The sequence below is a fragment of the Bacillus salipaludis genome (assembly GCF_030938565.1).
Taxonomy (GTDB): Bacteria; Bacillota; Bacilli; order Bacillales; family Cytobacillaceae; genus Neobacillus; species Neobacillus salipaludis_A.
Genome location: NZ_JAVGVR010000002.1, coordinates 122,715 through 142,949 on the forward strand (window position 1 = coordinate 122,715; position 20,235 = coordinate 142,949).

The following is a 20,235-nucleotide window of genomic DNA, read 5'->3' on the forward strand; positions in this document are numbered from 1 at the left end:
ATTATGAATATCTTCATGACCGGCGGAACTGGTTATATTGGACGTCATTTAATCGCTGAGTTAGCTTCTCAGCATCAGATTTATGCACTTGTACGTCAAAAAAATCGTCTTCTTACCATCATCAATCAACTGGCACCCAATCAACAGAACAACATTGTTCCTGTTATCGGTGATCTAACGCAGCCTCGATTAGGTTTAAGTGATGACAGCTACAAGCAATTACTTGCAACTGATCTAATTATTCATGCAGGAGGTCCAATGAATATTGAGTTGAACCTCAGTGAAGCTGAGCAGTCTTTCCTCGCCCCTGCAAAATCCCTTGCTCGGCTAGCACAGGATATCCACGCTGCAAAAGAATTAAAGCATTTTATCCATGTCGCAGGCTTTATGAGTCCCTATCATGAACAAAATGCATTGTTGGATCTAGATCATTTGCTGGACAATCAACCGCCTTATGAAAAAATGAAGTTTTTAGCCGACTCTTATATACGAAAATCTCTTCATAACATGAGCATTCCCTTATCTACTGTTAATCCTAGTGTAATCGTCGGAGACTCCTTCTCAGGGAAAACAGAACAGATTGGAGGCCTTAGTATCTTAGTCGATGCCGTAAGGCGAAATCTTATGCCGCTTGTTCCAGGCGGCGACGATTATTGGTTACCAATGGTTCATATTGATCATGTGGCTTCGTTTATTTCAAAACTTGCTAATACAGAAGGGTTATCAAGCAATACCTACTATCTTTTAGATTCTAAGCAAGAGAGTCCGTCGATCCGAACTTTCATCAAACTCATGACACACGAATTGCAGACAACAAAGCCGTTAGGAACTATACCGCTTCCGTTATTGAAAACTGTGCTTAGAATGGGTGCTGGTAAGATGCTTGGTATTCCTAAAGAATCCATGAGTTTTCTTGTTAAGTCGGAATTCCCTGTTTACAGTAAATTAGAAATAGAACAAAGGAACGGCAGAAATTCATTCGTAGTTCCGTCCACGCTCCCTTTTATCATTAGTGATTTGGATTATCGGTTAAATCATTTAGGCCTGAATCAAAATGAGCAGAAAGATTTTAGTCAACGAAGAAGGGCTAACTTAGTTTCGCTAGAGAAAGATAGGAATGAAACGCCTATTATTTTTCTTCATGGGACGTTCAGCAATGCCGATGCCCTTTTGCCCCTCTCACAATTTTTAAGCAGTTTAAATACTTGGTTCGTAGATTTACCTGGATTTGGGCGTACCCCTTATCACCATAATCCTTCTGTGCTAGAAGGCTATGTAGAGAGCATTTCCACAACGATCACTGAGTTGAACAGACCCGTTATATTAGTGGGGCATTCATTTGGCGGATTGATTGCGGCTCAAGTGATGGAACGGCTGCCCTCACTGATTAAACAACTCATTTTATTGCAGCCAGTACTGCATCCTATCCAACCTAAATATAGATTTCGACGTATTACAAGTTTCGTTCTAAAATATATGGAGCCCGCCCGTTTGGAAAAAGAGCTACTTCAAGCCAATAGCTTCAGAACATCCAGTCAGTTATTGAGTAATTACGCTCATTCTGTGGTCCGTGATTTAAAATCCCCCCGTATACGCAAAACTAACGCTACGGTCATGTCTTGCTTAACTATATCAAAATCCATTCAGTTAAATCCCGAGACATGGGATAAGAGGAAAATTAAGATACTATGGGGAGCTTTGGACAAAGATCATCATGTCCCAAAGCAGTTTGAACACTTGGATATTACACGTATTCAGTACGGTCATCAGTTTCCTGTTGAATCTCCTGAACTAACTGCTCAATGGATTTCTCAAGCTGTAACAGTATAAAGGTTCTTTTGATAGTATTGATGGAGGTGTGGATTGTCAACACAAATTCAGACTGCTTTTTTAAGGGCTCGTTTTCTGAACTCAACTGGACTTAAATAACCTAAAGTTCCATGAACATGATGATGGTTAAACTGGTTCTGTTGCAAAGTTTGAAAAAAGCATAAACAGGTTGGTAAATGAAGAACAATGTTTAGGAAGTAGCTAGTAATTGTTGAAGTTCATTGTACGTTGAAAAGGAGGAGTCTCTTTGAAGACTTCGCCTTTGTTTATATAGGGCATGAATGGTTTCATAAGCGTGCAGATTTATTTTTTACTTTCCAAATTTGATAGATGGGATTGCCATATTCATGAATCCATCGCATAATGGTTGTTGGGTGCACTGAAATACCACGTTCTTTCAGGATTTCAGATACATCACGATAACCTAAAGAAAAACGGCAGTAGTAGCCGACAGCTACTAAAATAATATCTTTCTTGAATTGTTTTCCTTTAAAATATCTCATGTCTGATTCTCCTAGATCCTGTTTTCTAGAGTGTAGCTTCATGTAGAAAATTTTGCAACAGAACCGGATTTCCTACATTCCATAATTAATAAGATTACTGTTAATAAAGGTAATTCCCCAAGTAAAAGAAACAACAAAGATATTGAACTATTCTTTGATGTTTCTTCTTCAACAAACTATGTGCTTACTTATGGTACGGTTTACCGTAATTAATCCTAAACAATAAACAAAATTAAGAATCAGAAAATGACTATATACCTTTGGAAGTCGTATTCTAACGTTTTTTCTCGTTGATACAGCAAAATTGTATAAGGAATTATTTTAAACAAAAAGCTAAAAAAATATGTACCATTTTTTCAGGTGAAATAATTGAAAAACATTTAAAAGCCATTTAGAAATATAGTCAGGAGAATATAAAGAACTTGACCGATATAGAAAGGGATCATCTCGAAACCCAATAGGTAAGATACATCTCTTAAATATTTTCTCCATCTTGCGTTCTCATGTTTCCTTTATTTTACAAAAAAGGTACTGCTTTATTACTCCAGATTCAATATTATATGTATTTTTATCGCCTATTTCTAAGTAATACCAACCTTTTGCTACAAAAATCGCCTCATTTCTACATAATTATGGTATAATTACCACATGTAACTAGTCGGGTGGGAGGTTGCCCTAATCCTTTCTCTTCTAACTGAGAGAGAAGGGGGGTGACCGTAATGAATGTACTTTTTGACGTAGTAGTAGTTATCCTAAAAACGATTGTCTCCCAAACGACGATCCTTCTATTTAGTAAAATAACTATTAAAAAAGACAAAAAGAAAACCACCCGTCATGCATCCAACAAAACCGGGCGGTCTTCTAAAACGAGGTAATTAAATTTTAGGAGCAACCGACCACATTGGATTGGTTACAGAGACGAGATGTTAGCGCATCTCGTCTTTCCTTATATATTCCCCATTATAACATAAATATTCTAAAAATATACAAAGAACCTATCAATATTCCTTCATTAGTACTTGTTTAAATTTCTGGGATTGCAACCGAGTAGATACAAAAAGTTTTTTGTTAATAAAAAAATATCCAGCTTAGTGCCGGATACATGTCATGAAAGAAGTTCGACTTATACTCAAATTTTACACATTTAGCATATACAAAGGATTATAGAATCGTAAAGGTTATGTAAATTTTGTGAATGTGAAATAGAAAATCCCGGTTATGCTAACCGGGTTACAATGAAAACAACTTATCTTAGGGTTTACTTTAGTATATGACCAAGGTTCAATAAAGAAAGTTAAGAATCTGTAAATATGAATGAAGGTGATAACTTGTTACAGAATCTATCTTGTTGGTGGTGTATTTGTCTTAAGAATCTTCTTAGCTAGGCAGGGTAATAACCCTGTATTTTTTATACGAAAATGTTCACTTTAGATAAACAAAATCATCTTGGTATGTAACTTGTTATTGAAATTGAGAAAATTATGCTGGTGAAAGTGTTTATTACTTTACTAAAAATTGGGCAAAGTTTGTAGATATTTGGGGAAAGAATATTTACTTTTATAAATTTTTATCCTGTCTTACTTTCTTAAGATTACTTAACATATCGAGACGGAATTTATTTTTTCTTAAGTCCTCTACCCCTCTCAATTATAAAAAAATATCATTATTACGTCAAAACAATATTTTACGTAATTTTCGGTACTCCCGAATATTTAAATTAAAAATCCCCCACTCTGCAGCAGGAGACCTTCTGTTAAGCTAACTGAAATTTTGTAAATGAATCATATTTTCCACGTCATATATTGGTTCTAAGAAGCTATATTAATTGGGCTCATTTAGAAATTATCTCGAACTGCCTTATTTAAAAGGCCAATGCTACGGTCTAAATCCTCTTTCACTTGCTTCTTATAACGTCTAGCTTCATCCATATTGGCAATTTCATATACTTTAAGCTCTTTACGCTTAGAACCCTCTTTTATAATCCGGGACCTTGTGATGATTCCGTCTTCCAGAAGTTCATGCAATCCTTTGTAAACTTCAGAATGGTTAGGCTTATAATTAAAGTGTTTAAATGTTTTATAAAAATCCTCCAACATCTCTTTACCGTATGGTCTCCCCTGCTCGATCCACGTGAGCAAATACAGCTTCACAAACGCACGCTGCTTGATTAAAAAGTTATCTCGGTTCCGTGGTTTTACCTCTTTTTCTTCTATTATATTATCCTCCAAAATAAACCCTCCTCGCTGATTGTTTAGTGGATTATAAACCGTTCTTAGTCCGGGCGTATATATACTATTCAATATGAATTTAGAACATATTGACGTTAAAAAATTGTTGAGAATGGAAAAGACCGCATATCAAGAGATGTCCTCGCTTGTATATGCGTTTCCGATTATGATATTCAAACCACCTAAATAACATAGATTCACAATGAGGAATATCATAAGTAAAAAGGTTCGTTGAAAGCTATTTTACTGTCTACTTATGGACAGGGAATACAATCAATTTTAAGTAAATCTAGGATATCAATAATAGTAGAACGATGGGATTGGGTTAAAAATCTAAGTGTTTGCGAACGGTTTTTATATAAGAGCGGCTAACTGGAACCTTATATCCATCACAAAAAACTATATTATATGTGCCGCTAAACCATTGTTCTATTTCATTAACATATTCAAGGTTAATAATATATCCACGATGTACTCTTAGGAATGAGAAATTTTCTAATTTTTGTTCTATCTCATATAGGTGAGAATCAATTAAGTACTTATCATTTAGTGTTTTTATAAATACTTGGCGATTTTCTGTTCCTACATACATAATGTTATGGATATCCACCAATAGAATTCGTTCATCTTTGACTACCGCAAGCTTACTTATAGTTATGTTCGGCTTTATTTCTTTTACATCATGTGATTGGTCTTCTTCTTTTTTTAATTGATTCCACTTTACGATTTTTTCTATTGTCTGTTCAATTCTTTCCTCATCAAAGGGCTTTAAGATATAATCAACTGCATCAAGGCTAAAAGCTTTTACAGCATACTTGTCGAAAGCGGTTACAAAAACAACAAAGGGTGGCTTTTTTAATGTACGAAGTTGTTTAGCTAATTCAATCCCGTTTCCTTTTGCTAAATGTATGTCTAAAAATACAACTTCGGGCTCTAATTGATGAATCTCCCAAATGGCTTTTTGAATTCCATCTGCTTCACCTATTACCTCTATTTTATTACTTTGACAAAGTAAATCATTGAGGTCCTCTCTAGCAAATATCTCATCTTCAACCAAGTAAGCTGTTATCACACACTTTTCCTACCTTTCATAGTGTAGTGGAACCACAATCGTAATAACCGTTCCTTTTTTAAACTGACTTTTTATAGAAAAAGAAGCTTCTGAACCAAAAACTAAGGATAGCCTCTCCTTAATATTTTGTATCGCTATCCCAGTCCCTTTATTTGATGGAATTTCTTTGCTTCCTATGTTTCTCATTCTTTTGCTAGGAATTCCTATACCATTATCTTTAACTAAAATTTTCAAGAGATTTTCTTCTTTGTATATATTAATTTCAACAGTTTCTTCTTTACACCGTTCTGAAAATCCATGAACAATTGCGTTTTCAACTAGAGGCTGAATTGTAAAGGGAGGGATCAATGCCTTTTCAAGACTTGAATGTATATTTTTCTTTAGTATAAATCGTTCGGGAAAACGGGCTTGTTCTAAAGTGAAATAAGCCATTACACTTTCCATTTCCTTTTCAATTGGAATTAAAATCTGGTTTGTCGCACTCGTATTATTACGAAGAAAGGTACTTAATTGAATAAGAAGTTTCCTAGCAAAAAAGGGATCTCTTTTGCAAAGAGCGCAAATAACATTAATAGAATTAAAAAGAAAATGAGGATGAATTTGAGCTTGCAATGCTTTTATCTTTGCATTCTGAAGTAATTCTTTATGACGCTCAGCCTCTCCTAATTCTAACTGTGTGGAAAACAACATCATTAACCCTTCAGCTAATTCCTGTTCCGGTTCATTAAGTTTATAAGGTCTTGTATAATACATTTTCAAGGTGCCAACAGGCTTTTCTCGAACAAATAATGGGGCAATAATGACTGCTTTCAATGGACGCTTGGTATTTATAGTTGATTTTAAAGTAAATATTTCCCCTGTCTGAAGTACTTTTTCCATGAAATTTTGATCATCTTCCTGCAGTAAGTGGTCATATTTCTTCCATTTTCCTACATGAATCAAAACTTCATTCAAATCGGTAATGGCTACAGAATCCGCATTTGTATGCGTATACAGTATATGTGCTACTTTTTCGCAAGTTTGCTCATTTAAACCTTGACGAAAAAATGGCAATGTTTTATTTGCGATAAATAAAGCCTTTTGGGTCTGAATGGCTTTTGCTTTATCTTCTTCACGTAAGACACTATAAAAGATTAAACTACAGATCCAAATTCCAATGCCATTTACAATGATGATGGGTATTCCTGTGAATTTTATTAATAGAACTCCCATTTCATGGGATTCAATTAATTCAGGGATTAATATAATTTGAATGAATAAGATACAAACACTTATTATTAAAATATGCGATGGTTGAATTCTTTCTTTATAGGCAATTTTCCGATTGATCCAACCAGCAATTAATCCACCTACTACTGTTAGAAAAAAAGTTGCCTTATTAATAAATCCTCCTAGAAGGTATCGATGTCCTCCAGCAATAATTCCAGAGCCAAGGCCTACTGCTGGGCCGCCAAAAAGACCTCCCATAATAACACCTATATTACGAGTATCAGCAATTGCTTTAAAGGATTCCATATTATGATCCGGATAATTAAAAGGTTTTTTGAAAATATCTGGTTGGATTACAATCCCTGTGTAGTTACCGATTATTCCAAATAAACCAAAAATTAAAATCATAACTACTTTACCCTTCCAACTTAAACGCTGGTAAATCATTTGTCGAAAGAGATTAAGTCGAGTAATTAAGAATGCAATCGTAACAATCATGCTCATCCGCCAAATCATTTGATACATTAGATCTAACATAGAAACTTCTCCTATTTTTTCATTTAAAGAAGTGAGAAAATCATTTTTAAGTATTATTAAATGTGTAAACTTCATAATTCAAACCTAGATATGACTAAGTTTGTTAGCCATGAAAAAGGAGTAACCTCCCTAACATCTCGAAAAATATAGTTTGTAAACTATACTTTTCGAGATGTTAGGAATGACCTTTCTCTCTTTAGTATACGACAAGAAAGTTAATTTGGTGGAAGAATTAAATCAAAATGTCTCCACGGTTGGATCTTTGAGTTTCTTTGTCCAACTTAAATACAAATAATAGTTTTCTTTACAAACACCACTCAGAGTTGTGTTTGTTAGTTTAATTAAGCTATTTGCATTCTGTCCCTCAGCTTGATAAGAATATCTCTTGAATTTTCTCTGATTCACTGGATTTCAAAATCCATGTTATCATCATAACGGATAAATAAAATGAGTTCAGATCACTCTGCCTCATGGGGCTATGGAGTTCCATTAATAAAGGATGCTTTTTATTTTTTTATCAGAATGTGAAAAGGCTGCCTAGAGGTTATACTTTTGTAGCAGTCACTCCTTCTACTTACACCCCGTGCCTGCCTAACATAGTATATATTTAATGTCTGGTAGAGCTTTTTCTAGCAAATATGCAATCTTAGAAAGATCACTACTTGCTTCCTTTATAGTAGAAATATTTCTGAAACGTAGTATTGTATCTGTTGCTACGTCTACCTCCGATCTTTCTGGAATATTATAGAGCATAATAGGAAGATCTATAGAATTAGTTGTTTAATTAAGTGATCATAGAATTGCTTTGTTTTCCCATAGTCAATTTTCAGTTTATCGTTAAAATGCGTTACAATTGCGGTCAATAGACATCCAAAAAGTCAGTCAAAAAATATTTTTCATCATATGCATTGCAGCATAATGATATCCTTTTCTTTCTAATTTAAGATTACCATCTCTTAACGAGAAAAAAGGACTATCCCACTAATTTGGTCGTTAACTTATTCCAATCTATTATTTTTTCTAAAATGATTGATATAATCACACCCATTATGAGGCAATTTGTAATGAAAGGCCGCAAAAGCACTGGAATACTGCCAAATAAGCCTGGAGGGATATTCATAATACTGGGTCCATCCGAAGTGCAGAGGCGGAGATACCAATATTTAAATTAAGCTCCACATTAGCCCCGCGTGGCTGTCCAATAATGGATAACGATGTCCAATCCAAGACTGCAGGATTCTGGAAATTCCTGTAAATACAAAGGAGCATCTTATTGTCATTTCAATCGTATTTGTAGGAGTTGGAACGTAGCTCCTACAGAAAATGGAACAACAACGGTATTGGCAAACATAAAAAAAGCCACTGTAAAGGAGACAATAATTTCTCAATAGCTCCTTGCTTTTTCACTTATCATCACTTCTTCCAAAATCAATTTTTGCTTAAATCGTCTATAAGCTCATCATAGAAGCCAATTCTTAAACCGGTTGTTTCTTTGGATTCAATAGGTTTTTTATATAAATTTCAAATCTTCTTTTTAACATATATAAAGTTAAGAGAAGCGACTGTTTTCATTACAATCGCTTCTCTTTAATTACTTAATCAGGCCTTCGTTACAGTATACAGGTTCAACCTCCATTACTTGATTAAACTTTATTTGAAAATTGTTAAGCCGTTTAAGTTTTCAAAATGCATACCCGGTTACTATTTAGAACCATAAGGTTTGGCAATAAATTTTTCCGTTTTTCTTATTTAGCGTCTATTGTAAGCTCTAAATTTACTGGTTCTTCTTTTGGCTTACCGCTAATAGTCAACGCGGTAATAGCTGCTAAAACTAGAGCAGCTATCATCATAATGAATGAGGAATGGAACGTACCGGTTTTTTCAATCATATAGCCCATTAAGAATGGTGAGATGAAACCAGCAATAGATCCAAAGCAGTTAACTGTCGCTGTACCCGATGCCATTATTTTTGCGGGGAGACTATCAACAACCAGACCCCAGAACCCTCCCTGTGCAAGGAACATAAAGAACGCTGCAAAACATTGATAAATAATTACCATTGTTAAACTGGAAGCTTGGAACATAAAAAATAAAGATAAGCCACCTATTAATGCGTTAGGAATGAAAACCCATTTCCTATTCCCTTTTACTTTATCTGATAAATATCCGCCAAAAACGATGGCTACTGTTCCAACTAAATATGGTAATGCACTAAAGATACCTGTACTCATTAGAGAAAGACCTTTTTCTTTGATCAGGTAAGAAGGAAGCCAAGAAGTAAAACCCCAGAACGTTATATCAAAGAAGAACCAAATAATAGCCATTTGCCATAAGATTGGTTTTTTGAAAAGCTGTTTAAAAGAAATAGATTTCGTTTCCTCCGAAGGCTTTTCATCTAAATCCTCATCCAACTCTGAAAGTTCTTCTTTTGTTATTTTAGAATGGTCTTTTGGGTTATCTTTAATCCTCAGCCAAATGTAAATACCTACACAAAGGCCCGGGATACCCATGATGATAAAGACAGCTCGCCAGCCAAATAATCCTATAATAGCTGCTGTTGCAATAACTGCTAAGGCCGGCCCCAGAGTGTTTACTGTTGATTGAATTCCTGTAGCAGTACCGCGTTGCTTACTAGGGAAGTAGGTAGCAATTGCTTTGTATGATGCCCCGGGTAAACAAGCTTCCCCTAAACCGAAGATAAAACGAAGCATTAACAAAAGTGGAAAAGAGAAGATTAGTCCAGTTAAAGTTGTAAAAATGGACCACCAAGTAATAGCAATACTCATGGTACGGCGGAAACCAAATTTATCTGATAAGATTCCGCCTGGAATCTGGAACAATGCGTAACCGGCAAAGAATATACTTAATAGTAATCCTTGAGATGTAGCATTTAAGTTGAAGTCTTTTCCAATAAATGGTAATGCAATCGTAATTACCATACGGTCCATGAAAGAAAATAACCAACATAACCACAGTACTAATAAAACCGAATAACGAACCTTCCATTTTTTCTTTGGTATTACCTGCGATCGATCATTCATTGAAGTTACCTCCTGATTTTTTTAATTGTACCCTTTAATTAAAACGCTTTCACTTATTGGAATAATCAAAATTTTTACTTATAAATTTTATTTTCTGATGAACCTCCCTTAGATTTATTTTTAGAATTTTTTAATTATTCCGCAAGTTATATGCTATAAAATAATTTGTATTTTTTGTTAAATTTGTGACGAAATGTTTTTTTTTAGAGATGAAACGCTTTTATTCAGAGACGAATTGAATCTATGCTTTTTAATATAATTGTTGAATTAAAAAAAGGATGACTGTTTAAAATTCAAATCTTGAATTTTAAACAGTCATCCTTTTTTATCTTAAATTGTTAGATTCATTGAATCGGAAAAAGATGTAATTCGTTATGGAAACAAGGGATTTTGTTTTAGATATACACATTTCGTCATGAAAAAATACTAAATTAATAGATTATTATGTATTCTGGAAATAAGAATAAATTAACAATGCTATAATGGCAATTTATTTTTATCAAATTAGAGTATGTGATTCAACCAAAAATATGAGAAAGGAGTAATTTCATGAAAATATTCTAGATTCTCTGATTTATCTATTAACTCTTCAAAAATTTGTGTAGCATCATCATATTAAATGAGAAATGAGAAAAATGTTAAGCTTGTAGCTCTTTCATCTCCCTTATTAATCAATCATAAACTCGTTTTTTTGACCATACTCTGTGGTTTGAAAATTTTTGCGAGTGGCTGCAAATTGTATGATTATCATCAGTAAAATCATTGCAATCAACCCAAAAATGGCAGATGAAAAGCTGTTTGTAGCGTCATGAGCGTTATTTGTTGCATCTATTGGCAAAAGAAGGTTTATGGGAAACAATCCACCTGCGCCAATACCAATAAAGGCTGAAGCGATCAAAGGTTCAATGTGTAAAAGGATTAAGATTAGACCTATAAGCTCAAGCAAGGATCCTATCACCAGCCTAAGGCGACGTGAGGAAAAATTTTTTAACAAAATAGGAAAAATTAGATTTACAGGAATTTTGAATAACAACGAATACAGTAAAAGAAGTTTGTGCGTAAGGATTTTGTGTATCCTTTCCCTTGAATCACCTGAGGAAGCCATGCTGTATACGAGTAAAAAAGCATAGCCATCAAACCAAAGGATAAAGTTAGTTTCCAAGCCTTACCGTTCCACCATGGCAAATTGGTTTTTGTACCTACTAAATCATTTTGTGCTGATTTTTTTACTTGAAGTTGAACAAACAACCACCAGATAATAGCAGCAACGAAAGCGATTATCGACCAAAATGCAAGTGAACTCTGCCAGGAGTGGAAGGTTTTCTTAAGCGGTGCCGACAGTGCAGAACTGAAAGCAGCCCCCAATGTAAGTGCAATTGAATATACGGCAATTAAAGAAGAGACATGCTTAGGAAAATACTGTTTAATAAATCCGGACAATAGCGGACCTATAATTGCAATACCTATACCAGCAATCAAGGCTGTGATGACCAAGAGTGCTACGGAATTCGTAAATAATCGAATGACAGTACCAACGCCAATAACCACCAGCGACAAGCCGATGATCCGTTCAATTCCCCATTTACCTCCAGCCTTTACAGCGACCGGGGAAAAAAGCCCCATACAGAATACTGGTATAGAGGTTAGCAGACTAGCTTCAATGATTCGATTTTCTTTTGTTGATTTTGGAATGGTTACAACACCGTTTGTATGTCCCAACGTAAAATGACTTGAGCAACGGACTTGTTATACTTATTAGCAATTTCAGGTAGAACTTAATTATCTAATAATTGTCCTTGCATTAATGGTGACCATGCTTCAAGTTGAATACCATTTTCTTGGAAGAAAGATTGAACTTTCTTTTGTGTCAAATGTGGATGGTACTCTACTTGATTCACCATCGGTTTAATTTCTGCATCTTTCATCAATTCAAGGTGATGTGTTTGGAAATTACTTACCCCAAGTGACAATTTATCCACTCTCTTTTAATTGTTATTATTTAGATTTTATATACCAAAATATCCAATTCAATTATTGCGACAAGATTTGAATCAATTTGTCTCCATGATGTTTTGATTTCTGAAGATATTTTTCATTTTTGTTTAAATCTATACTTTTAGCTAATAGGGTGTTATAACTGATAAACCAGAATTTATGCCATTCTCTTTTCATTTTAGCAACCATTATAATCACTCCTATATTGTTCTTTCCTTAAGATTACCAAACAATTGTAAAGGGATTTCATTAGAAATATTAAAATTTCGAAAAATTGATTGGATAATTTATTCAAGAAAAAAGAGTGATATTAGCTACTCTTAGGTATAAATTTTATCTGTCCTTTATTACTCTTCATCGTCTTTTCCTTAAACTCCTATAATTTCTTTTCCTTGAAACGCTGGATTTGTGACTTTTAAGTCGTGTATGCTGCTAATCTGTTTAACCTTGAATGGATAAACTTCAGAATGGTTGGGCTTATAATTGAAGTGTTTAAAGGTTTTATAAAAATCATCCAACATTTCTTGGCCGTATGGTCTGCCCTCTCGATCCACGAAAGCAAAAACAGCTCCACAAATACACGATGCTTAATTAAAAAGTTATCTCGGTTCCTTGACTGCTTTACTTCTTTTTCTTCTATTATATTATCATTCCTAATGACCCCGCCTTGCTGACCGTTTGGAGGTGAAACTTGGATTATAAATCAATTATTGTCCGGGCGTATAAAAAATAAATTATGTGAATTTAACAAATATTGAAATTAGAAAATTTTTTTGTATAAAAATCCCAAAATGGATGCTAAAGAAATTAGAACTAGTGAATATTTTGCCATCCTCAGTATTGCTTCTCAATTGGTGGAACCTGCAATTGCAAGTTGAATCGCATAAATAACTCCTGTATGCATTCCTTCATGGTGTAAACTAAACGCGAGAATTTCTCCGATTGTTTCCATCTTAAAACCAAGCCGTACAAAGGGTTTTATTGCTTTTTCCTGCAGTCGGTTGCCGAGTGACTCCTTGATGTAAGCAGTTTGCTTTTTTAATTCATAGGATAAGGTTTTCAACGTTGGAGGTTCTACTTGCCATTCGCTTGGTCTCGTCCGATTGCCAAATAGGGTAACAAATTCTGGAGAAAGTTGTTGCGGTAATCCTGCAAATTTCGAAGATAGCTGATCCTGAACAATTAAAATATGACCAACGTTCCAACGGATTGTATTGTTAAATCCCTTCGGAATAATATCAGCCACATCTTCTGTGATAGATACCAACTTTTGGAGAGTAATGGCTCGAACTACCTCCACTTGTCTCAGCAACATTTCCTTCGTCATAATAGCCGCACCTCCTATTAAAGCTACGGATTAAATTTTTGTGTATTACCTGTGGGTGTTGTTCCTTTTAATGTGAATCCTCCCGTTATCCTCAAACTTCTCTTTAATCCATTAAACTCTTATGAATCCAAATAGCTGCCGCAGAACCGTCGCCCATAGCTATTGTCACCTGTTCAGAATGAGCAACCACATCACCTGCTGCCCATACATTGGGTATATTCGTCATTTTGGTTCGTGGGTTGACATCAATATGCTGATTTTCAAGAAGTTCTACCCCTAATTGCTTCGCAATCTTCGACTTCACTTCATTCCCCCCGAATGCAATAAAGCCACGTTCACTCATAATTTTTTCTCCACTTTGCATGATAAATCCTTGTAGATAAGAATTTTCTGCCAAGACCTTTTGGATGGTCTCTTCAACATAATGAATCCGATGAACCTTAAGTTCTTTTAATAGGTGTTCTGATATCTCCGTCTGTTCATGATTGATATAGATAAGATCTTGTGTCCAGTAAGAGAGGGTTATGGCCATCTTGGCTCCTACATTTCCCGCGCCAATCACAATCGTACTTTTATTCTTCACTTCATAGCCATCACAATCTGGACAAACATAAACGCTTATACCTAGACAGTTTAGAAGCTCAGGAAATGCAGGTATCCTGTCCATTACACCAGTTGCCAATAACAATCGCTTTGATACATATTGGAAACCAGTTTTTACCTTGAGCTGAAATCCCTTTCCAATCTTTTCAGCACTGTCAACTACTTCGGATTTAAACTCTACTCCCAGGTTTTCTGCTTGCCTTTTTCCAATCTGACGAAGTTCTTGCCCACTAATACCATTTGGCCAACCTAATATATTATGATAGCTCTTACATAATGTTGATCGACCATAATTTGAATCAATGACAAGAACTTTATGTTTATATCTGCCCAATTGGATAGCTGCTTGAAGACCAGCAATACCGCCACCTACAATAATACAATCATAATTCACAGGTAGATCCCCTTTCTTGGGCCCTTTACATAGAAGGAATTTTCAACCTTAATTCCCCCTCTTTGCCTATTTTCCCCCAAAAGTTTCACCAAAAATAAAAGCCACCCACATAGTAAGAATGGGTTTAACTTTTTTAGGGTTCTTTTAATTGTTGGAATTGTTCTATTTTGGGTTTAAGATTTGAATAGCATTTATCACTTACAGCCCGAAAAAAAGTGTACCATCTTTATCAATTAAGAAGAACGCTGGCACAAATTCTTTCTGAAAGGAATCCGTAATTTTTTGCAGGTTATCTACAGCAACTGGGTACTTGATTTAATACTGAGAGGTTCCTGTTTCACCTACTTAATATCCGTATCACTTTGCTGCTTTGACATGTGAATCCCTATCGTTTGAAATCCCTCCCTATTCCTTCCTGATACGCTTCCCGATAAGACACAACCTTATTCATCACTTCACGACAATATGACAGTATAAAAAGGAAGAGCTCCTGGCGTTTAGACTCCTCTTATATATTCCGGGACCTCGTTAATTTCATCATCCAGCAGCTCATGCAATCATTTGCAAACTTCAGAATGATTGGGCTTATAATTGAATTGCTTAAACGTTTTATAAAAATCCTCCAACATTTCTTTACCGTATGGTCTCCCCTGCTCAACCCACCATAGTAAATACAGATTCCCAAACGCACGATGCCTGATTAAAAAATTATCTCGGTTCCGTAGATATACTTCTTTTTCTTCTATTATATTATCCTCCCCAATAAACCCTCCTTGCTGACCAATTGGTGGTGTTACATGGATTATAAGCATTACTTTGTCCGGGCATATGTATAATAAATTAAGTGAATTTAGCATTTTGAAATTAACAAATTATTAGGAATATCCATGGCCCCATTTTTAATTGGATTCAGCTCTAAGAATTTATTTATCCTAATGTTTTATAAGTTAATAGTTATAATAATGTTATCAACGACATATAAAATACGTTATATAATAATATATAGAAAATATATATGTTAAAATATATGTTTACATATATTTATTAATATACACATAAGTATATTTAAGTATTTAAAAATCCCAATCTCTCAGTGATAAAAATAGGAAAATAGGATATAAGTATTCAACAAAAACGGTGCAACTTTATTTCAAAGGCACATTGTGACTTTCATTTCTCATTTAGCAAAATGATAGTCAAATGTAATTAAAGTCTTTTAACCGAATTTTTTAATACATCCTTGCAACTATTTCTTTATAAAAGGTTCTGCAAATAACGAAGATATATTTATACAAGTAAAGAATTTAGTAAAGAATTTAGTAAAGAATTTAGTAATGATAAGTCATCTATAACAATCCCTTAAATCACAAATAGACGAACACGGTCGTTATCCTATTTATTCAGGGTTACGTAATTTAATTTCTTTTTAAAATTAGAAGGAATATAATAAATCTAAATAATTTTCTTAAGAAAAATCATTTTATTGATACCCATAAATCGTTACAAATCACTACAGCTATACTTTCCTATAAATCCCTAATAATCCTTATTGATTTCTTTTTTATGGGCCAAAAGCTGCTATTTTTTTATTCAATAAGGATTGAAATATTTGTGAATTTTCTGTAAATTATAATTAAAAAGGGTGAGACAAATTGAAGATGGCTGAAGTTAACGATCAGATATGTTCCATAAAAGGAATTGTTGGGATTGTTGAAAAAGTTTATGAAAGCTCTGTAATGATTAAGATTCTTAAAAATCCAACAGATATTATTTACGAAAATAATGTAACCGTTATCAATCATAAAAACTACGAAATTATTCAAAAAGCAGCGGTTTAAAACTTAGATTAAAAGAGCCTGGAATAAATCCAGGCTCTCCATTTTTGTTACTAAGATGATAATACAGCCTTTTTAATTCTCAATTCGTTGTTTTTTATTTAAATATTGCTTACGTTTCATTTACCAACGCTATTTAACTTTTACCGGAACCGCTAATTCAACAACCGCGTCCATTGTATTTCCGTTCAATAACGCTTCAATGACATAGGTATCTTTATACTCAAGTTCAGGATGGTTTGGTAAAATTTCTCCAAAAAATTGGCGAATTAATAGGTCTAATAATTTCCGACTTGGTGCTCCTTCAGCGGTAAGCACGACATAATCATTAGCTGGTAAGACTAATTGTTCCGCATCTTCAGCAACGGTTGCTGTATTCGCTCCTGCGAAATAGGATAAGCTCTCACTGCCAGTTGTCCCGACTGCATAACCAATTTTGTCCCTACTACCGGCCATTAGTGCTCCAAATTTGCCACTTTGTGCGAGTGCTCCAAAGTGCGCTGATTTTTGTTTCGATACCTCATCCACATTCTCCATTGTTGGCATTGGAACGGAGGTGCTATAGCCAGTCAATGTTAATTCATCCATGTGTTTTATTGTTAATTCATTCATTTTATTTCCTCTTTTCTTATTTTGTAACTATACTATAACCAACAAACCCTGACAGCTATCTGTCATATATTTGGAGAAACTTATGAAAATCGAACGATTAATTAGTATGATTATGATTTTATTGCAGCGAGAATTAGTTTCTGCAGCAGAACTAGCAAAAATTTTTGAGGTAACTACACGGACGATTTATCGCGATGTCGAAACACTAAGCATGGCGAATATCCCAATCTTTACCGTTCTGGGACGAGATGGCGGGATCGGACTAATGCCTACCTATAAAGTTGATAAAAAGCTTTTAACCTCTAAGGATTTGCAAAATATTTTAACTGCCTTACATGGTGTGGAACAGCTGATTCAAAGTCCAGAAATTAAATCAACTATGACAAAAATCCGTGCAATGCAAACAGAACAACGGAATTCTGAGTTGGATTTTTCTTTGCATTTTACTGGTTGGCAAGGAACAGAAGAATTGAAGGCCTTAGCTGAGTCTTTACAAGAGGCAATCCGTGTACATTTAATTGTCAAATTTGATTATTACGATGCCAATGGCACACACTCTTCTCGAAAAATTGAACCATATCACTTGATGTATAAAGGTGAACGCTGGTACGTACATGGCTATAGCTATGAACGAGAGGATTTTCGCATCTTTCGCTTGGCTCGCATGTCGAATTTGATATTTACAAACGAAACATTTAATGCACGCTATTATATCGTAAAAGACATAATACCAAAAGAAAAGCTTCCCAAGTTTTACCCAGTTCGTTTGAAAGCGAATATGCGGGTTCGCGATATTATTATCGAACGCTTTGGCACCTCGGTGATTACTCCGTGTGATGAAACAACCTACTATATAGACCTTCAACTACCGAATGTTGAGTATGCCTATCGTTTTATTTTACAGTTAGGAGCGAATGCCGAAATTATTGACGGTGGTCTTTTTGAAAAGGATTTTCGCAAGTATTTGGCAAAAATCATTAACCTCTATGAACCTAATCTTTAAAGCAAAAAGGGAATCCAAAAAAATCAGAACTACATTTCCCCCTTATGGAGGTGACAATATGATTTGGATATATATATTTACGCCTGTCATTATATTGGCTGGAATAGCTATTTATTTTGATAAAAAATCTGGTGCATCTTCGCCAGAAGAGAGTCGTATAGCTGAGAAGCTAGAGGAAAATCCTGAAAAGGGAAATAGCGGAAATGGTATTGGTCCATTGTAATTTGACATTTGTTTTTACTTTAAATATTCTTCTAGAACACACAAAAAAAGTGCTAAATTTTCAAATTTAGCACTTTTTTGTTTATTAATTTATTAATTATTTATGACATTTATTGATGCAGAGTTTAATATATATGCACCTCAAAATGGAACCATTTAGAGCGAATTCAGTTGCGAATTATGCGAGAATTTTATTGTTAAAACTACAATATTTCAATAGCGAATTAGGACAAAAGTATAACTTTTAGGGGTGCCCTCTTTTTATTCACAAAATACTAAATTTTGAAACCTGAGGTAAATGATTTGGACATTTGGTTCAAAGTAACTAAACTGATTGGATTCTTCTAGAAATTATCTCTAACAGCCCTATTTAAAAGGCCTATACTACGATCTAAATCTTCCTTCACTTGCTTCTTATACCTTCGAGCCTCATCCATATTGAAAATTTCATATACCTTAAGCTCCTGGCGCTTAGACCCCTCTTTTATAATCCGGGACCTTGTTATAATTCCATCATCCAGCAGCTCGTGCAATCCTTTGTAAACTTCAGAATGATTGGGCTTATAATTGAATTGCTTAAACGTTTTATAAAAATCCTCCAACATTTCTTTACCGTATGGTCTCCCCTGCTCTATCCACGAGAGCAAATACAGCTTCACAAACGCACGCTGCTTGATTAAAAAGTTATCTCGGTTCCGTGGTTTTACCTCTTTTTCCTTTATTATATTATCCTCCAAAATAAACCCTCCTTGCTGACCGTTTGGTGGTGTTAATTGGATTATAAACGATTCTTTATCGGGTCGTATATATAATAAACTATGTGAATTTAGAACATATTGAAATTAAGTTTCAGCATTACTACTTGATATTAACTTCCATTATCTAACACTATATGGCCTTGCCTCTTTATGGACTGCTGGCACATAGGTAAAATTTGCTATACAATTTGAGTATGAAACTGAAACAAAGTGTGGTGAACATGATGTTTAAACTATTACTAGTTGAGGATGACGCAACGCTTTATGAAGAGATAAAAGAAAGATTAACAGGTTGGTCTTATGAGGTTCATGGGGTTACGGATTTTAGCAATGTGATGCAGGTCTTTACAAATGTGAAACCTGATTTAGTGATCATTGATATCCAGCTGCCCAAATTTGATGGGTTTCATTGGTGCCGGATGATCCGATCCCATTCGAATGTGCCGATCCTTTTTCTGTCTTCACGGGACCACCCTTCCGACATGGTGATGTCCATGCAGTTTTGCGCGGATGACTTTGTCCAAAAGCCGTTTCATTTTGACGTGTTGATTGCCAAGATCCAAGCGATTTTAAGGCGCGTCTATAATTACAATACCAAACACTGTTTCTTCAAGGAGAACAAAATATCATTATGAATTGTTTAGTAATGCCCCACTCTCCTTTGATCGAAACTGTGCGGCTACTTTTTCTTTTTGGAATATTATAATAACCATAGTAATTAAAACTGCAATTATCCATTAACAAAATCGCCTACTGATCTTCAAATACCATCCCCCCGAAGCAACCGCTTTTTAAAGCATAAAATGACTTATATTCTCATTTTTTATTATTTAAAAACAGAGATTATAAAATCATATCTTGTCTTAATGAATTAAGTATTTGGTTAGAAGACAGCAATGTTTTCAACGAGATAAAAAACGAAGTATAGGTATTCTTTAGCTAATCTTACCTGATCCAACTCGTCCAAATGCTGTTTGTCAATAATAATAAGAGTAGTAGGAGATCTAAAATAGTTGGGGTTGCTCTATTTGTAAATTATGACCTGTGATATCCAATATTGCAAATG

At 34.6% G+C, this 20,235-nt stretch carries 19 protein-coding genes and 3 pseudogenes; 6 read left to right on the plus strand and 16 right to left on the minus strand.

Annotated elements, in window-relative coordinates; genetic code table 11:
• The first annotated feature begins 3 nt into the window (after positions 1-3).
• The gene (locus tag RCG21_RS31655) at positions 4-1,830 is read left to right on the plus strand and encodes an alpha/beta fold hydrolase (protein ID WP_308914428.1); all 1,827 of its coding nucleotides are present in this window, start codon (positions 4-6) and stop codon (positions 1,828-1,830) included.
• 296 nt (positions 1,831-2,126) lie between these two features.
• Here the strand turns inward: RCG21_RS31655 and RCG21_RS31660 are convergent.
• Positions 2,127-2,333: pseudogene (locus RCG21_RS31660) on the minus strand (IS6 family transposase); the annotation flags it as partial.
• Positions 2,334-3,052: 719 nt separating this feature from the next.
• Between RCG21_RS31660 and RCG21_RS31665 the strand changes: the two are divergent.
• Positions 3,053-3,208, plus strand: a complete 156-nt coding sequence (locus RCG21_RS31665; RefSeq protein ID WP_308914429.1) for a hypothetical protein — start codon at positions 3,053-3,055, stop codon at positions 3,206-3,208.
• Between the two features lie 960 nt (positions 3,209-4,168).
• Here the strand turns inward: RCG21_RS31665 and RCG21_RS31670 are convergent.
• The 13 genes and pseudogenes from RCG21_RS31670 to RCG21_RS33690 all read right to left on the minus strand — a co-directional run bounded on the left by RCG21_RS31670 (position 4,169) and on the right by RCG21_RS33690 (position 15,596).
• Positions 4,169-4,561 carry a Replication termination protein gene (locus tag RCG21_RS31670; protein ID WP_308914430.1) on the minus strand — a complete coding sequence of 131 codons (393 nt, stop codon included), beginning with the start codon at positions 4,559-4,561 and terminating at the stop codon, positions 4,169-4,171.
• Positions 4,562-4,886: 325 nt separating this feature from the next.
• The gene (locus RCG21_RS31675) at positions 4,887-5,633 is read right to left on the minus strand and encodes a LytR/AlgR family response regulator transcription factor (protein ID WP_308914431.1); all 747 of its coding nucleotides are present in this window, start codon (positions 5,631-5,633) and stop codon (positions 4,887-4,889) included.
• A 9-nt stretch (positions 5,634-5,642) separates the two neighbouring features.
• Positions 5,643-7,454 carry a LytS/YhcK type 5TM receptor domain-containing protein gene (locus RCG21_RS31680; protein WP_308914432.1) on the minus strand — a complete coding sequence of 604 codons (1,812 nt, stop codon included), beginning with the start codon at positions 7,452-7,454 and terminating at the stop codon, positions 5,643-5,645.
• 516 nt (positions 7,455-7,970) lie between these two features.
• Positions 7,971-8,147 carry a dihydrodipicolinate synthase family protein gene (locus tag RCG21_RS33680; protein ID WP_372512800.1) on the minus strand — a complete coding sequence of 59 codons (177 nt, stop codon included), beginning with the start codon at positions 8,145-8,147 and terminating at the stop codon, positions 7,971-7,973.
• A 977-nt stretch (positions 8,148-9,124) separates the two neighbouring features.
• Positions 9,125-10,420, minus strand: coding sequence for an MFS transporter (locus RCG21_RS31685; protein ID WP_308914433.1), 1,296 nt, complete (start codon positions 10,418-10,420; stop codon positions 9,125-9,127).
• 667 nt (positions 10,421-11,087) lie between these two features.
• Positions 11,088-11,366: a hypothetical protein gene (locus tag RCG21_RS31690; RefSeq protein ID WP_308914434.1), complete on the minus strand. Its 279-nt coding sequence runs from the start codon at positions 11,364-11,366 to the stop codon at positions 11,088-11,090.
• Between the two features lie 65 nt (positions 11,367-11,431).
• Positions 11,432-12,043 carry an MFS transporter gene (locus RCG21_RS31695; protein ID WP_308914701.1) on the minus strand — a complete coding sequence of 204 codons (612 nt, stop codon included), beginning with the start codon at positions 12,041-12,043 and terminating at the stop codon, positions 11,432-11,434.
• Positions 12,044-12,076: 33 nt separating this feature from the next.
• Positions 12,077-12,387 (minus strand): annotated as a pseudogene (gene pgoN / locus RCG21_RS31700) (glyoxal/methylglyoxal reductase); the annotation flags it as partial.
• 64 nt (positions 12,388-12,451) lie between these two features.
• Positions 12,452-12,604: a hypothetical protein gene (locus RCG21_RS31705; protein ID WP_308914435.1), complete on the minus strand. Its 153-nt coding sequence runs from the start codon at positions 12,602-12,604 to the stop codon at positions 12,452-12,454.
• Positions 12,605-12,783: 179 nt separating this feature from the next.
• A complete protein-coding gene (locus tag RCG21_RS33685) occupies positions 12,784-12,969 on the minus strand; it encodes a hypothetical protein (protein ID WP_372512783.1) in 186 nt (61 codons plus the stop codon).
• 293 nt (positions 12,970-13,262) lie between these two features.
• Positions 13,263-13,742: a DinB family protein gene (locus RCG21_RS31710; protein ID WP_308914436.1), complete on the minus strand. Its 480-nt coding sequence runs from the start codon at positions 13,740-13,742 to the stop codon at positions 13,263-13,265.
• Between the two features lie 103 nt (positions 13,743-13,845).
• Positions 13,846-14,739: an NAD(P)/FAD-dependent oxidoreductase gene (locus tag RCG21_RS31715; RefSeq protein ID WP_308914437.1), complete on the minus strand. Its 894-nt coding sequence runs from the start codon at positions 14,737-14,739 to the stop codon at positions 13,846-13,848.
• A gap of 557 nt (positions 14,740-15,296) precedes the next feature.
• The gene (locus tag RCG21_RS33690; RefSeq protein WP_372512784.1) at positions 15,297-15,596 is read right to left on the minus strand and encodes a hypothetical protein; all 300 of its coding nucleotides are present in this window, start codon (positions 15,594-15,596) and stop codon (positions 15,297-15,299) included.
• Positions 15,597-16,397: 801 nt separating this feature from the next.
• Between RCG21_RS33690 and RCG21_RS31720 the strand changes: the two genes are divergently transcribed.
• Positions 16,398-16,577: a DUF2187 family protein gene (locus RCG21_RS31720; RefSeq protein ID WP_308914702.1), complete on the plus strand. Its 180-nt coding sequence runs from the start codon at positions 16,398-16,400 to the stop codon at positions 16,575-16,577.
• A gap of 129 nt (positions 16,578-16,706) precedes the next feature.
• On the opposite strand, the gene RCG21_RS31725 is transcribed toward RCG21_RS31720, so the two are convergent.
• Positions 16,707-17,186 (minus strand): GyrI-like domain-containing protein, encoded by a 480-nt coding sequence (locus RCG21_RS31725; RefSeq protein ID WP_308914438.1) that lies wholly within the window; start codon positions 17,184-17,186, stop codon positions 16,707-16,709.
• An 82-nt stretch (positions 17,187-17,268) separates the two neighbouring features.
• Here RCG21_RS31725 and RCG21_RS31730 point away from each other — a divergent pair, with 82 nt between their 5' ends.
• A complete protein-coding gene (locus tag RCG21_RS31730) occupies positions 17,269-18,189 on the plus strand; it encodes a helix-turn-helix transcriptional regulator (RefSeq protein ID WP_308914439.1) in 921 nt (306 codons plus the stop codon).
• Positions 18,190-18,247: 58 nt separating this feature from the next.
• Complete coding sequence (locus RCG21_RS31735; RefSeq protein WP_308914440.1) at positions 18,248-18,412, plus strand: hypothetical protein; 165 nt, start codon at positions 18,248-18,250, stop codon at positions 18,410-18,412.
• 343 nt (positions 18,413-18,755) lie between these two features.
• On the opposite strand, the gene RCG21_RS31740 is transcribed toward RCG21_RS31735, so the two are convergent.
• Entirely contained in the window at positions 18,756-19,148 is a 393-nt protein-coding gene (locus RCG21_RS31740; protein WP_308914441.1) for a Replication termination protein, read from the minus strand.
• Positions 19,149-19,393: 245 nt separating this feature from the next.
• Between RCG21_RS31740 and RCG21_RS31745 the strand changes: the two are divergent.
• Positions 19,394-19,768 (plus strand): annotated as a pseudogene (locus RCG21_RS31745) (response regulator transcription factor); the annotation flags it as partial.
• Positions 19,769-20,235: the final 467 nt, after the last annotated feature.

Excerpts from the sequence above, each read along its gene's own strand:
- RCG21_RS31655 (WP_308914428.1), top strand. The coding sequence starts at position 4 with ATGAATATCTTCATGACCGGCGGAACTGGTTATATTGGACGTCATTTA.
- RCG21_RS31665 (WP_308914429.1), top strand. The coding sequence starts at position 3,053 with ATGAATGTACTTTTTGACGTAGTAGTAGTTATCCTAAAAACGATTGTC.
- RCG21_RS31680 (WP_308914432.1), bottom strand. The coding sequence starts at position 7,454 with ATGAAGTTTACACATTTAATAATACTTAAAAATGATTTTCTCACTTCT.
- RCG21_RS31685 (WP_308914433.1), bottom strand. The coding sequence starts at position 10,420 with ATGAATGATCGATCGCAGGTAATACCAAAGAAAAAATGGAAGGTTCGT.
- RCG21_RS31695 (WP_308914701.1), bottom strand. The coding sequence starts at position 12,043 with ATGGGGCTTTTTTCCCCGGTCGCTGTAAAGGCTGGAGGTAAATGGGGA.
- RCG21_RS31705 (WP_308914435.1), bottom strand. The coding sequence starts at position 12,604 with ATGGTTGCTAAAATGAAAAGAGAATGGCATAAATTCTGGTTTATCAGT.
- RCG21_RS31710 (WP_308914436.1), bottom strand. The coding sequence starts at position 13,742 with ATGACGAAGGAAATGTTGCTGAGACAAGTGGAGGTAGTTCGAGCCATT.
- RCG21_RS33690 (WP_372512784.1), bottom strand. The coding sequence starts at position 15,596 with ATGCTAAATTCACTTAATTTATTATACATATGCCCGGACAAAGTAATG.
- RCG21_RS31720 (WP_308914702.1), top strand. The coding sequence starts at position 16,398 with ATGGCTGAAGTTAACGATCAGATATGTTCCATAAAAGGAATTGTTGGG.
- RCG21_RS31725 (WP_308914438.1), bottom strand. The coding sequence starts at position 17,186 with ATGAATGAATTAACAATAAAACACATGGATGAATTAACATTGACTGGC.
- RCG21_RS31730 (WP_308914439.1), top strand. The coding sequence starts at position 17,269 with ATGAAAATCGAACGATTAATTAGTATGATTATGATTTTATTGCAGCGA.
- RCG21_RS31735 (WP_308914440.1), top strand. The coding sequence starts at position 18,248 with ATGATTTGGATATATATATTTACGCCTGTCATTATATTGGCTGGAATA.